The 14,096-nt window shown below is 41.3% G+C and carries 8 protein-coding genes and 1 tRNA gene; 1 reads left to right on the top strand and 8 read right to left on the bottom strand.

Features of this window, described 5'->3' with window-relative positions; all coding sequences use genetic code 11:
* Nucleotides 1-264 precede the first annotated feature (264 nt).
* The 4 genes from HC000_RS05945 to HC000_RS05930 form a co-directional block, all read right to left on the bottom strand.
* Nucleotides 265-1,239, bottom strand: coding sequence for a Wzz/FepE/Etk N-terminal domain-containing protein (locus HC000_RS05945; RefSeq protein ID WP_179807202.1), 975 nt, complete (start codon nucleotides 1,237-1,239; stop codon nucleotides 265-267).
* 252 nt (nucleotides 1,240-1,491) lie between these two features.
* Nucleotides 1,492-4,053 carry an SLBB domain-containing protein gene (locus tag HC000_RS05940; protein WP_179807201.1) on the bottom strand — a complete coding sequence of 854 codons (2,562 nt, stop codon included), beginning with the start codon at nucleotides 4,051-4,053 and terminating at the stop codon, nucleotides 1,492-1,494.
* 122 nt (nucleotides 4,054-4,175) lie between these two features.
* Nucleotides 4,176-4,958: a DUF481 domain-containing protein gene (locus HC000_RS05935; RefSeq protein WP_179807200.1), complete on the bottom strand. Its 783-nt coding sequence runs from the start codon at nucleotides 4,956-4,958 to the stop codon at nucleotides 4,176-4,178.
* A gap of 32 nt (nucleotides 4,959-4,990) precedes the next feature.
* Nucleotides 4,991-5,809, bottom strand: a complete 819-nt coding sequence (locus HC000_RS05930) for a mechanosensitive ion channel domain-containing protein (RefSeq protein ID WP_011327107.1) — start codon at nucleotides 5,807-5,809, stop codon at nucleotides 4,991-4,993.
* 260 nt (nucleotides 5,810-6,069) lie between these two features.
* On the opposite strand from HC000_RS05930, the gene HC000_RS05925 reads away from it, so the two are divergent.
* Nucleotides 6,070-6,145, top strand: a tRNA-His gene (locus tag HC000_RS05925).
* Nucleotides 6,146-6,781: 636 nt separating this feature from the next.
* Here HC000_RS05925 and HC000_RS05920 read toward each other — a convergent pair.
* The 4 genes from HC000_RS05920 to aceE all read right to left on the bottom strand — a co-directional run bounded on the left by HC000_RS05920 (nucleotide 6,782) and on the right by aceE (nucleotide 14,016).
* Entirely contained in the window at nucleotides 6,782-7,456 is a 675-nt protein-coding gene (locus tag HC000_RS05920; RefSeq protein WP_179807199.1) for a tRNA-uridine aminocarboxypropyltransferase, read from the bottom strand.
* A 315-nt stretch (nucleotides 7,457-7,771) separates the two neighbouring features.
* Nucleotides 7,772-9,199 (bottom strand): dihydrolipoyl dehydrogenase, encoded by a 1,428-nt coding sequence (gene lpdA / locus HC000_RS05915; RefSeq protein ID WP_179807198.1) that lies wholly within the window; start codon nucleotides 9,197-9,199, stop codon nucleotides 7,772-7,774.
* Nucleotides 9,200-9,356: 157 nt separating this feature from the next.
* The gene (aceF, locus tag HC000_RS05910) at nucleotides 9,357-11,339 is read right to left on the bottom strand and encodes a pyruvate dehydrogenase complex dihydrolipoyllysine-residue acetyltransferase (protein ID WP_179807197.1); all 1,983 of its coding nucleotides are present in this window, start codon (nucleotides 11,337-11,339) and stop codon (nucleotides 9,357-9,359) included.
* A gap of 10 nt (nucleotides 11,340-11,349) precedes the next feature.
* Nucleotides 11,350-14,016: a pyruvate dehydrogenase (acetyl-transferring), homodimeric type gene (gene aceE, locus HC000_RS05905; protein WP_011327102.1), complete on the bottom strand. Its 2,667-nt coding sequence runs from the start codon at nucleotides 14,014-14,016 to the stop codon at nucleotides 11,350-11,352.
* Between the last annotated feature and the right edge of the window lie 80 nt (nucleotides 14,017-14,096).

Below are 14,096 nucleotides of genomic sequence, written 5' to 3'. Positions count from 1 at the left end.
TCTTTATGTCAACTTCATAGAAGCACAGGAGTTAATTTTTACTATTTTACGGTGTAAAATATCCCAGCATTCACACTCTGAGTAACCGATTGGTCATGATGAAGTTGCATTTTAACAATTTTCTATCTCAGTATTATTTTAACTCACTGAGACACTTTTTTCTAAATTGAGACAGTCAATTTTAACTATCTTTTTGTAATTGCTTGTTTTTATACTTTTATTTAAAAGTGCCCAATAGGCCCTCAAAAAACTAGACGTTTAAACCTAGTCTTTATCCTTGGCTACATAGTGTCTGATCAATACTATCATTACACTTAGCATGCCACCTAAAAGTACGCCAAGCACACAGATTAAAGCGCGCTTAGGTTTAAACTTCTCTTCTGGCACTAATGCCGCATCAATGGTTTTAAATACATATTCGTCGCGTACTTTAGCAAACATAATTGTTTTAGTTTGCTCTTCAACTAGCTTGTATAGCACTGCACGAATATCAGCTATTTTGGTTTGCTCTAGCTGCTGTGTTAAAAAGTCGGTGCTTTTTATTGCTTCTAACACATCGCGCTCTTTCATAGTTTGATTAATATCTTCAATCAGCCAACTAACCCATTGCTGCGCAACACTAGGAGATACATGCTCTACCGACACGGTAACCATACCGCTTTCTTTATCAGTACTTGCACTTATTATTTTGCTAAAAACCTTAAAGGCTTCTTGCATAGATGGTTCAGGTTTAAAAGGCGCTTCAACTTCACGTAGCCATTTATTATTTTGAGCATCGTACATTTCGCTATCATATACAACCGTATTCGTTTGCATATCCCACGTTTTAGCAGCCATTAAGTCTGGTAAGATGTTATGCTTTTGAATAAAGTCGCTGGTAAATTGGCGTGACTTTAACACCTCAATGGCTAATTGGGCTTTATTACTTGAACCACCACCTAAATTAACACCCGCCAAGCTGGCTAAACCACCAAACTGCCCAGCTAAGGCACTTAAACCACCGCCACCTTCTTGCTCTGCAGGCGCTAATAACGCTTCCGACTTATAAATGTTAGGTTGGTTAATAGCATAAACAACGGATGCAACTGCGAACAGTGCTGTAATTGCTATTATTAACCATTTTCCTTGCCAAATTACAGCAAACAGCTCACGTAAATCGATTTCGTCGTCAGCGATGTTATTGTTATGGCTTTGCACGTATTCGTTATTCTCTTTTATATTTGCTTGGTTATTGTTCATATAAATCTCGGTTGATAGCTAAAGCTATTTATTAGTCTTGCAGCCAGGCTTGCGGTCCGGTTCGTCGCAGAGGTGTCTTGCTTCAACTTGGAAGTAAAACCATTTACTTTCAAGTCATTCAGACACGCTTCCGCCCCTAGGTTGCAGTTCCTACGTACTGATTTAATTGCTAATTTTTGTTTTCACTATTTTGTACATGTTAACTAAAACCAAAGGATTACTTTGGTTTTAGTTTTTAATTTATTACTTTACTTAAAGGCTACCGATTGCGGCTACTGCTACACCTAATTGATACAGTATTTGCGTTGCGGTACTCCACAGCGTTAGCTTGTCCATATGCCCTGCGTCCATAGGTACTACTATGGTATCGCCTGCCTCTAGCTGCTCTGAGTTATTAACTGCAAACCAATTACCCGTGTTAGGTATTTTTACCGAGCCATTCGCTTTAATTATATAAATGCGGTCGTCATCAGCACGCTCTTTAAGACCACCACTTAGCTTAAGGTAGTCGTCTACGCTTATACCCGCTTTATATAAGTGTGTAGTTGCATAATTAACCTCTCCCACTACGCTGATAGAGTCGCGCTTACTCGGTACATAAAGTGTATCGCCATCTTGTAGCACTAAGTTTTGCTGGTTATTTGCAATTAAAGGCAGGTCGATAACTAAACGTCCAACTGCTTCCACGCTTGCCAAATCGTTAAGTAACTTGTTCATTTCGTCGTACGAAAGCGCGCTGCTGCTTACAGAGTCTTGAAAACTCTTTGATGCTACGTCGCGTCTTAGCTCAGTTGCCAAACGCGCTAACTGCTGTTGCTCTTGCTGCTTAACTGACTGGCGAATAAATACCGCTGCCTTTTGCTCTGCAAAATCTGAAAATCCACCTGCGCGCTCTAACAAATTAGTTAATGTTTCGCCACGGCGAATTGTATAAGTACCTGGGAATAATAACTCACCCTTTAAAGTTACTTTTACGTTTTCTTGCCAGTTTGGAATTGCAAAAATATTTAAGCTGTCTTTACTTTGTAAAGCAATGCGGTTTTGTTCATTACCATTTACTACTTGATCAAAGTCTATTTTTATATGTTCTACTTTTGAAGCATCACCATCAACCATACGGGTAATTTCGGCTTGTTTGGTATAAGCTGATTCAAGTAAGCCACCCGCTGCCGTCACAAGGTCAGCAACTTCGCCACCTATAGTTAGTGGGTAAACACCTGGGTAAGTAACACTGCCGTTAACTTCTACTAACTGAATAGCTTGCTCGGTCGATGCTTGGCGTTTAAGCTTTTTAATGATTGGCGCTAATAAATTATTACGGCTATAAGGTGTATAACTTGCTGCACTTAATTGGTTACTATTTTCACCTTGTGTTGCAGCTTGCTCAATTGATGTATCTTTTTTAGTACCTGAGCCAGTTGCTGCTAACGTTAACTTTTCATCTTGTTTTTCTTCAAACTCACTAAATACAAGTATTTTATCATTGGCGTTTAAGGCTAGGTCGTTTTCGCTATTTTTAATAATAGCTAAAGCTACATCAAACTGATGTACTTCTATATCGCCACTTATATTTACTTCACGTACCACCAAGCCATAACTTAAATCAGCTTGGGGAAGTAGATCGCCACGTACCGACTTTAGAACATCGGAAATACGTTTACCTTGGTGCCATTGATAGCTGCCAGGGCGTACTACGGCACCGATTAAATTAACTGAATTTTTATATTGTGAGCTTATGGTATTAAAGCGTACGCGGTCACCGTCTTGGGGAATATAGTTTATGCTATTAGCAGAAAAGTCTACGGTAAGTACTTCTTTGCGGTTGTTTTTAAAACGCTCTACCACGGCATTTTTAGTATAAGCGCCCGGCTTTAGGCCGCCTGCCATAGCTAATAGCTCTTTGGCTGTTTCGCCCTTTTTTAGCTCAAAAATAGCTGGGCGTTTCACTAAGCCTTCTACTTTTACTTGTGCACCAACTGAAGGTACAAATACTACGTCACCTGGCTTTAAAATTATATCGTTACTGCTATCGCCATGAATAAGTAAGTCGTACAAATCGAAATTAGCGACTACTTTACCCGCACGCTTTACTTGAATGTTACGCAGTGAAGCAATATCAGATACACCACCACTTACAAATAATGCATGCGATACGGTAGTTAACGACGATACATTATAACTACCAGGCTTGTATGCTTCGCCAAGTACTAAAATACGCATGCTGCGTAACTGACCAAGCGACACAAATACTTTAACGCCAATAATTTCTTGTTCTACTTTAACTTTTATTAACTCTTTAACCTCTGCAAAGGTTAAACCTGCAACTTGCACTGGGCTTAAGTTAGGGATGCTAATACGCCCTTCGCGATCAACTATTACTTCAAAGCTATCGCTTTCTTTACCGTAAAAGTTAATTAGTAGCTGATCGCCACGCCCTACTAAATAGGTGTCGGGCACTGCTGCGGTTTCGCTAGGCATAAATGTAGTCGGTTCACCGGCAAAAAGTTCGTAACCAAATGGCTTTACTTCGTCTGTTTTTGGTTTGAATTGGTTTTTGTTAATTTCTGCTTGGTTTTGCTGCTGTATAGAATCGCGTTCACCAATTGTTGGTTCTTCAACAGTAGGTTGATTACTTGATTGGCTTGACCCAGTTATTACCGATAGATCAACACCGTACTGCTTTGCCAATGCCTGCTGTTGAGACTTTGGTAATTTTTTAAATTGTTCTAGCTGCGAGGCACTCGGAGTAAGTGCTAATGCGCTAAAGCCGCATATTAATACTAAAGCACTAAATAAGTGTTTAAAAAGGTTCACAAGTAGGTATTTCCCTAGGTCTACAACAAGAATTGCTGCGTATTGTACATTACTATTAGGCTAATAAAAAAGGGACTTTAGCCCCTTTAGTCATTTAATTGTCATTAACTTGATATTATTGGTTAAAAACTGTAAACCAGTGTTAGCGAGGTCTCTGTGTCGGTGCTTTCTTTATCATCGGCAACATCTGAGTTGTTAATAATGTTGTAAGCAACCTTCATTTGTAATGAACCGTTTATTTTAGCAAGTAGTGCTGTTTCTGAACGTGTTTTGGTGTTGGTGTCACCATATTCTACTGTTACTAGTTGCGTAAAACGGGCATTATCAGAAATCTGCCAGTTGTAATCTAACTTACCTAAGGCAATAATTTCGCCTTCGAACTCACCCGCAAGTGAATTACCGTTGTCGTCAACTTCGCTGCTTTCGTCAGGGTATTTAAAACGTTTATAACCTGGGCCTACTTCAGCATTTAGCCACATAGTGTCTTCGTTAATTAAACGCCTACCATAACCAGCAGAAACTACCGACTCACTTCTATAGGCACCAAAATAGTCTGAAACGTGTGAACCATAAATGAATAGGTGCGAGTGTTTTTCATTTAATTTGTAATTGCCTTGTGCAGAAATAGCGTATTTTTCGTTAGTACGCTGTTTGTCTTTTGTACCATCGTCGTTTTCTACTTCGTCTTCTTTGTAGATACCATCGATTTTGTACTCATTATTCCAACGTTCTAGATGATGCAATACCTTAATACCACCTTTAAGTGTGGTGGTTTCGGTGTTACCGCTGGTAATAATAGCGCCTAGCTCACTGGTAACTTCCCAGGTTTTTTGCTCAGCGTCGTCTGCAAATGCGTTAGTTGCTGCTGTTGCTGCAACTAAAATTGATAAAAGCTTTAATTTCATTTAAAAATAACCTTTGTATAGCTGTAAGTAAATTAATCTTGTTTGCGTAAATGTACATCCATCTGAGGAGCTGGAATATTGATCCCTTGCTCATCAAATATAATTTTAATTTCTTCGAGTAAACTCCAGTACGTAGGCCAATAATCGGCTGACTCAACCCACGGGCGAACTATAAAGTTTACGCTTGATTCAGCAAGCTCAGATACTGATACGTTATAAGCCGGATCTTTTAAAATGCGTGACTCGCTATCGAGTATTGATTTAAGCACTTCTTTCGCTTTGCGTAAATCGGCGTCGTAATCTACACGAATAACTAAATCTATACGGCGTGTTGACTCTCGTGAGTAGTTAACAATTGCATCTGACATGATTTTTGAATTTGGCATTATTATAACTTTGTTATCTGGGGTGCGCAGCTCTGTTGAAAATATTTCGATTTTTTTAATGGTGCCGGCTTTATTACCTGCCTCTACGTAGTCACCCGATTTAAAAGGGCGTAGTAAAATAATCAGCACGCCTGATGCAAAGTTAGAAAGCGAGCCTTGTAGTGCTAAACCTACAGCTAAACCAGCAGCACCTAAAATAGCAATAAATGAGGTTGTTTCGATCCCTATTTGCGACAGCGCCATTAAAACGGTCGCCATAAATACTATGGCAAATACAATACTAGAAACAAATGAGCCTACTGCTTTGTCTACTTTCTTTTTGTCGAATGCTTTTTCGGTTAAGTTTGCACAAAACTTTGCAATTCGCCCACCTAATAAAAAGATAACCAGCGCTATTACCGCTTGTATACCATAATGTAAAATTAGGCCTGAGTTTTCGTTAAGCCAATTAAGTACCGATTCCATTTTTGATCCTGAAAGTAGTTCATCTGATTTTATCGGCAAATTATATATTATTTACATTTTAGATTCATTAGATAATGGGTTTGCATAAATAAGTTTTAATCCAGTTACTTATTAAAATATTAGTTAACTTGACTGCTTTTCGTGCAAAACACACACTAAACATGCTATTTCACTCTTTTTTTAATTTTTTTCACTTTTTTGCTTCACAACTTTTAATACTTTATGTATTATGCGCCTCACACCAACCAAGGTGTGTTGTGGCGGTTGTAGCTCAGTTGGTAGAGCCCCGGATTGTGATTCCGGTTGTCGCGGGTTCAAGCCCCGTCAATCGCCCCAATTTTTCTTTCCTCAAGAAAAATTTAAAACTCCTTACGTTGTCTCCCAAAATTTACGCTTTTAAAACCATATTAAAAAAACATAAAATACCGAACTTGTAGTAGGAAATTCACCTCGCGTTTTTTTAATTTTATCAAGCGCTACATAAAGCCCCGCCTGCTAGTAATTTAAACACCGAGCTTGGCTTAATCTCTACCTGACACCTGATCTTAATCTTGTAGGCGGGAGTTTACCTCGCGCAATGTTTTTAATTTTAATAAGCGCGGCATAAAGCCCCGCCTACGATTAAATTAAACACCGTGCTTGGCTTAATCTCTGCCTAAAACCTGATACCTAGCACCTGATCTTAATCTTGTAGGCGGGAGTTTACCTCGCGCAATGTTTTTAATTTTAATAAGCGCGGCATAAAGCCCCGCCTACGGTTAAATTAAACACCGAGCTTGGCTTACCTCTGCCTGAAACCTAGAACCTGATACCTAGAACCTGCCTTTAAACTTGTAGGCGGGAGTTTACCTCGCGCAGTTTTTTAAATTTTTAACAAGCGCGGCATAAAGCCCCGCCTGCGGGCAACTTAAACACCGATTTGGGCTTAATCTCTGCCTAAAGCCTGATACCTAACACCTAAAACCTACTCTTTTACTCTGGCCTGCCTTTATTGCGTTTACCTAACAAGTACGCGTCGCGGAATTTTATAAAGTGCTGTTCTAATTTTGTGGCTGCATCCTTCTCTCCCGCTAACGCTAACACCATAATAGCAACTTCTGCAGTGCCAAGTTGATGCGCATGGGGAGCAACACGTAGACGGTAGTCTGAGAGTTTGTCGGCAGTGATCGATAATACCGGAAGGTTATCTAAATACGGACTTTTGCGGATCATTTTTTTAGCTTCGCGCCAGGTTCCGTCTAAAAATATAAATAGCGGTTTTTTACCGGCTGTTATATTTACTTCAGTTACGGCTCTGCCCGGCTCTACATCTTCAGCAGGAAATACCACCATAGGTTGATATTGCGGATCGTTTATTAATGCTAATAGTTTGGCATCAGGATCGGTTCTATCCCATCTAAATGCATAGTTTTCAGGTATTATTTCGGCAATTAAACGCCCAGTATTTGAAGGTTTAAAGCTTTCATTATGATACATAAGTAAACAAACAGCTGCGTCGCAATCGGCCTGTATAACCCCTTCGCAAATACAGTAAAGCTCTGCAAGTAAGCATTGCTGGCAACGTGTCATTTTAGCGCCTCGAGCGTTAAACTCACGGCGCGATTCGCTTATTTGTTGGGCACGTAATGCTAAAACGGCATTTTTCACTGGGGGTTTACCTTAAATAAATTAGGCGCGCATTGTAGCTATATTTGATAAAAATAGATATGTAAGGGCGCAGTGAAAAGAGTATTTTAGCGTTCAGGTTTTAGGTATCAATAAGGTAATACAACCCTGTAGCCGAAAGTTCACCTCGCGCAGTTTTTTAATATTAATAAGCGCGGCATAAAGCCCCGCCTACGCATACCTCCAGACACTGAGCTTGGTTTGATCTCTGCCTGAAACCTGATACCTAAAACCTGCTTTTCGCCCATAAAAAAACCCAAGCTGGGCTTGGGTTTTTAAACAATTAACTAAAAGAAATTACTTTTTCTTTTTAACTGCTTTTTTATTTGGTAAGTCAGTGATTGAACCTTCGTAAATTTCAGCTGCTAGGCCGATTGATTCGTTCAATGTTGGGTGAGCATGAATGGTAAGTGCTAAGTCTTCGCCATCTGCGCCCATTTCTACTGCTAGGCCAATTTCGCCCAGCATTTCGCCTGCGTTAATACCAACCATAGCGCCACCGATGACACGGCCACTTTCTTTATCAAAAATAAGCTTAGTAGAACCTTCAGTACGTGCAGATGCAATTGCACGACCTGATGCAGCCCACGGGAATACCGCAGTTTCAATGCTAAGGCCTTGCTCTTTTGCTTCTTTTTCAGTTACACCAACCCACGCCATTTCTGGATCTGTGTAGGCAATTGAAGGAATACATTTAGGATCAAAGTAATGTTTTTGACCAGAAATAACTTCAGCTGCAACGTGTGCTTCGTGAACCGCTTTATGCGCAAGCATAGGTTGGCCAACAATGTCGCCCACTGCAAAAATGTGCTCAACGTTTGTTTTAAGCTGCTTATCAACATTAATAAAGCCGCGCTCATCAACGTTAACGCCTGCTTTATCTGCATCAAGTAACTTACCGTTTGGTGTACGGCCAACTGCTACAAGTACTTTGTCGTAACGTACTGGTTCTGCTGGTGCGTTTTTACCTTCAAACGTTACATATAGGCCATCGTCTTTTGCGTCAATGCCCGTTACTTTAGTAGAAAGCATTACATTAAATTTGTCGCTTACGTACTTTTGGTAAATTTTAACAATGTCTTTATCGGCAGCTGGTACTAGTTGATCAGCAAATTCAACTACGTCGATTGCTGAACCTAGTGCACGGTATACTGTGCCCATTTCCAGACCAATAATACCACCACCAAGTACAAGTAGCTTTTCAGGGATATCTTTAAGCTCTAGTGCGCCAGTTGAATCAATTACGCGGTCATCTTCTGGGATGAAAGGTAAGCTAACTGGTTTAGAACCTGCAGCAATAATTGCGTTATCGAAGGTAATTGTTGTTGTACCGTCGGTGCCTTCAACAGCAATGGTGTTGCTGCCAGTAAATTTACCGTAACCGTATACAACTTTAACTTTACGCATTTTCGACATGCTAGTTAAGCCACCAGTAAGTTGGCCAATAACAGAGTCTTTCCATGAACGGATTTTGTCTAAGTCAATTTGTGGTGCGCCAAAAGTAACGCCATGATCGGCCATTGCCGCTGCGTCATCAATTACTTTAGCTACATGTAAAAGCGCTTTTGAAGGGATACAACCCACATTTAGACATACACCGCCTAGTGTATCGCGAGACTCAACTAGTGTAACTTCTAAGCCCAAGTCAGCAGCACGGAAAGCCGCAGAGTAACCACCAGGACCACCGCCTAGTACAACAACTTGAGTTTTTAATTCGTTGCTCATGCTATTACCTTAATTATTTGAACGGGACACAGCCCCAAGGTTTAACTGCCATGCTTCTGCGAGGCAGAAATTCTGTGCAAAGATTGTATCATTGCAAATGGTAAAAATCCCAGCAAAAAACAACTGGCTGGGATTTGATTTCATACATTTTTAGCGATTACATCACTAATTGACGAATATCGCTCATGTAGCTTGCCAGCGTAACAGTAAAGCGTGCTGCTAGCGCACCGTCAATCACTCTATGGTCGTACGACATTGACAATGGCACCATAAGTTTTGGTTCAAACTCTTTACCATTCCATTTTGGCTTCATTTCAGATTTAGACACACCTAAAATAGCCACTTCTGGCGCGTTAACAATCGGCGTAAATGCCGTACCGCCAATACCGCCTAAGCTTGAAATAGTAAAACAGCCTCCTTGCATATCTGCCGAGGTAAGCTTACCGTCGCGTGCTTTAGCTGATACTTCCATTAGCTCGCGCGATAGTTCAATAATGCCTTTTTTATCAACATCTTTAAACACAGGTACTACTAAACCATTTGGCGTATCAACCGCTACACCAATGTTAATGTACTTTTTAAGAATTAAGCTTTCGCCATCGTTAGACAGTGACGAGTTAATAGTTGGAAATTCGGCCAACGCTTTTGCTGCGGCTTTCATTACAAATACTAATGGCGTAATTTTAACACCTAGCTTTTTCTTCTCGTTAAGGGCATTTTGCTCTTTACGAAATTCTTCAAGGCTAGTTATATCGGCTTCGTCGAACTGAGTAACATGTGGGATTTGCACCCAGTTACGGTGTAAGTTTTTACCCGATAGCTTTTGAATACGCGATAGTTTTTTCTCTTCAATTTCGCCAAACTTAGCAAAATCAACTTTAGGCCATGGAATAAGCCCAAGCTCACTGCCGCCTGCGTTGCCTTTACCTGCCGACAATTGACCTGATTCAACTTGCTTAACTAGGTTTTTAACATAGTTTTGCACGTCGTCTTTTACTACGCGGTTTTTACGACCAGAGCCTTTTACATTAGCTAGGTTTATACCAAACTCACGTGCTAAGCGGCGTACCACAGGCGATGCATGTGCATACGCGCTGTTATTCGCAAAGCTTTCGTTGCTAGCTGCTGGAGCAGATTGCGTCGCTGTTTCGGCTTTTGGTGCTGGTTTTTCGCTTTTAGCAGCAGGTGCTGACTTTTCGGCTTCAGGTTTAGCGGCTGCAGCAGGTGCGCCACCAGCAACTTCAAAAACAAAAATTAACGAGCCGGTCGATACTTTATCGCCCGTAGCTACTTTAATTTCTTTAACTGTGCCTGCAAACGGTGCCGGAAGCTCCATTGCTGCTTTGTCGCCTTCAACGTTTAGTAACGATTGATCTTCAGTAACGCTGTCGCCAACGGCTACTAAAATTTCGGTCACTTCAACTTCGTCGCCACCAATATCAGGCACGTTAACTTCTTTTGTGCTTGATGCTGAGCTTTGCTCGGCCGCTGGCGCTGCTTTAGTTTCGGCTGGTGTTGATTCAGCAGCAGGTGCTGCAGACTCACTACCCGCTACTTCAAATACAAATACCAATGAACCGGTTTTTACTGTATCGCCAGTCGCTACTTTAATTTCTTTAACTGTGCCAGCAAATGGCGCAGGTACTTCCATTGATGCTTTGTCGCCTTCAACGCTTAAAATAGACTGATCTTCAGTAACGCTGTCGCCAACGGCTACTAAAATTTCAGTTACTTCAACTTCGTCATCGCCAATATCTGGCAAGGTTACGTCTTGTGCTGCAGAGCTAGAAGCCGCTGGTGCTGGTTTAGCGTCAGTTGCAGGCGCTTTTTGCTCTGCTGCACTGTCGCTTTTGTCTGCACTTGCGCTTTTGTCTGCACTTGCGCTTTTATCTGCACTTTCGCCTTCACTCTCGCCTTCAAAGATAAACACTAAAGAGCCAGTAGCTACGTTGTCGCCAACGCTTACTTTAATCTCTTTTACTGTGCCAGCTGTATCGGCCGGCACTTCCATTGATGCTTTGTCGCCTTCAACGGTTAGTAATGCTTGGTCAACTTCAACAACGTCGCCAACGGCTACTAAGATTTCGGTTACTTCTACTTCATCACCACCGATATCGGGTACTTTAATTTCAATACTCATTGCAAACCTCTTATGCGTACAGTGGGTTAAGTTTGTTGGTGTCGATATTAAACTTTTTAAGTGCTTCAATAACTACCGACTTTTCAACTTCACCACGTTTAGCAAGTTCAGATAACGTAGCAACTACAACGTAGTCTGCGTTAACTTCAAAGTGACGACGAAGGTTTTCGCGGCTATCAGAGCGGCCGTAACCATCGGTGCCTAACACTTTATAGTTATTGCTTGGAATAAACGAACGCGCTTGCTCTGCGTAATTTTTCATGTAATCGGTTGCTGCAACCGTTACTGAATCGTTTAATACGCTAGTGATATACGCAGTTTTTTGCTCGCCTTCAGGGTTAAGCATGTTAAAGCGCTCAACATCTTGGCCATCGCGCGTTAGCTCGTTAAAAGACGTTACCGAGAATACGTCAGACGCAACACCGTAGTCTTCGCTCAATACTTTAGCTGCTTTACGTACTTCAGTCATAATAGTACCCGAGCTTAATAGCTGTACGTTGGCTTTTTTGCCTGCGTAGCTTTCTAGCTTGTAAATACCTTTACGAATACCTTCTTCAGCGCCTTCTGGCATAGCTGGCTGATGGTAGTTTTCGTTCATTAACGTTAAGTAGTAGTAAATGTTTTCTTGATCGTCACCATACATACGACGAATACCATCTTGAATGATAACCGCTACTTCGTATGCGTACGTTGGATCGTAAGAAATACAGTTAGGTACTGTGCTGGCAAGAATATGGCTGTGGCCATCCTCATGTTGCAAGCCTTCGCCGTTAAGCGTAGTACGACCGGCTGTTGCACCTAATAAGAAACCACGTGCTTGCTGATCGCCTGCCATCCATGCCATGTCGCCAACGCGTTGGAAACCAAACATAGAGTAGTAAATGTAAAATGGGATCATGGGTAAATCGTTGGTGCTGTAAGATGTTGCTGCAGCAACCCATGACGACATTGCACCTAACTCGTTAATACCTTCTTGCAGTACTTGACCCGATGTAGCTTCTTTATAGTAAGAAACAATATCGCGATCTTGAGGTGTGTAGTTTTGGCCATGCGGGTTATAAATACCAATTTGGCGGAACAAACCTTCCATACCAAAGGTACGTGCTTCGTCGGCAATAATAGGTACTATGTTTTTACCAATACCTTTATCTTTTAATAAAATATTAAGTGCACGAACAAAACCCATAGTGGTAGAAATATCACGTTTTTGTTCTTCAAGTAGCGGGTTAAACGCTTCTACTTCTGGCACTGTTAACTTTTCGCTAAAGCGTGCAATACGCTTAGGTGTATAACCTTTAAGCTCTTCACGACGAGCGTGTAAGTAAGTGTGCTCAGGAGTGCCTTCTTCAAGCGTTAAATAAGGCAGTTCGGTTAGTTGCTCTTCAGATATTAAATCGTCAAGGCCTAGGCGTGAGCGTAGGTGTGCAACATGCGACATGTCCATTTTTTTAACTTGGTGCGCAATATTTTTACCTTCAGCCGCTTCACCCATGCCGTAACCTTTAACGGTTTTAGCAAGAATAACAGTAGGACGACCTTTGGTTTCTTCTGCTTTTTTAAATGCAGCAAATAATTTAGATGGCTCATGACCACCACGCTTAAGCGCAAAAATTTCGTCATCTGTCATATCAGCAACAAGTGCTGCTGTTTCAGGGTAACGACCAAAGAAATGTTCACGTACATACGCGCCATTTTTCGCTTTATACGTTTGGTAATCGCCGTCAACCGTTTCGTTCATTAGCTGTAGTAACTTACCGGTTTTATCTTTAGCCAGTAATATATCCCAACCGCTGCCCCACACTAGCTTAATTACGTTCCAGCCAGCGCCTTTAAATAGGCCCTCTAGCTCTTGAATAATTTTACCGTTACCCATAACTGGGCCATCTAGGCGCTGTAAGTTACAGTTAACTAAGTAACATAGGTTGTCTAGCTTTTCGCGTGCAGCAAATGAAATAGCGCCACGTGATTCTGGCTCATCCATTTCGCCATCACCTAAAAACGCATATACACGTTGGTTTTTAGTGTCTTTTAAGCCACGGCCGTCTAGGTATTTTAAAAAGCGTGCTTGGTAAATAGACGAAATTGGACCAAGGCCCATAGAAACCGTAGGAAACTGCCAAAATTCAGGCATTAATTTAGGATGCGGGTACGACGGTAAGCCTTCGCCACCTACTTCTTGACGGAAGTTATCTAGCTGCGATGCCGATAAACGCCCTTCAACAAATGCGCGCGCATAAATACCCGGAGAAATATGACCCTGGTAATAAACTAAGTCGCCGCCGTCTACATCGTTTGGTGCTTTAAAAAAGTGGTTAAAACACACTTCATAAAATGCCGCAGACGATTGGTAAGACGCCATATGGCCGCCTAAATCGAGATCTTTTTTCGATGCACGCAATACAATCATTATCGCGTTCCAACGAATTATTGAACGAATACGGCGTTCAATATTTACATCTCCCGGGTAAGCAGGTTCTTGCTCTACCGGAATTGTATTGACGTAGTTAGTGGTAATACCCGTTGGCATATCTACGCCATCTAAACGGGCTTGCTCTAACACTTGCTCAAGTAAAAACTGAGCTCGTTCAACACCTTCTTCGCGCACAACCGATTCAAGAGCTTGTAACCACTCTTGTGTTTCTAGCGCGTCTACGTCAATTTTATTGACTTCAGACATATGGAGGTTTCCTTATGTTTAAAATACGAATGTTGTGTATTTAACACATCCCACTTACTAATTTTGAGTAAGGATGTATT

The sequence above is a fragment of the Pseudoalteromonas sp. MIP2626 genome (assembly GCF_013414205.1).
GTDB lineage: Bacteria > Pseudomonadota > Gammaproteobacteria > Enterobacterales > Alteromonadaceae > Pseudoalteromonas > Pseudoalteromonas nigrifaciens.
The sequence above is the reverse complement of the archived record's forward strand: the minus strand, read 5'-3'. Positions and strand labels throughout refer to the sequence as shown.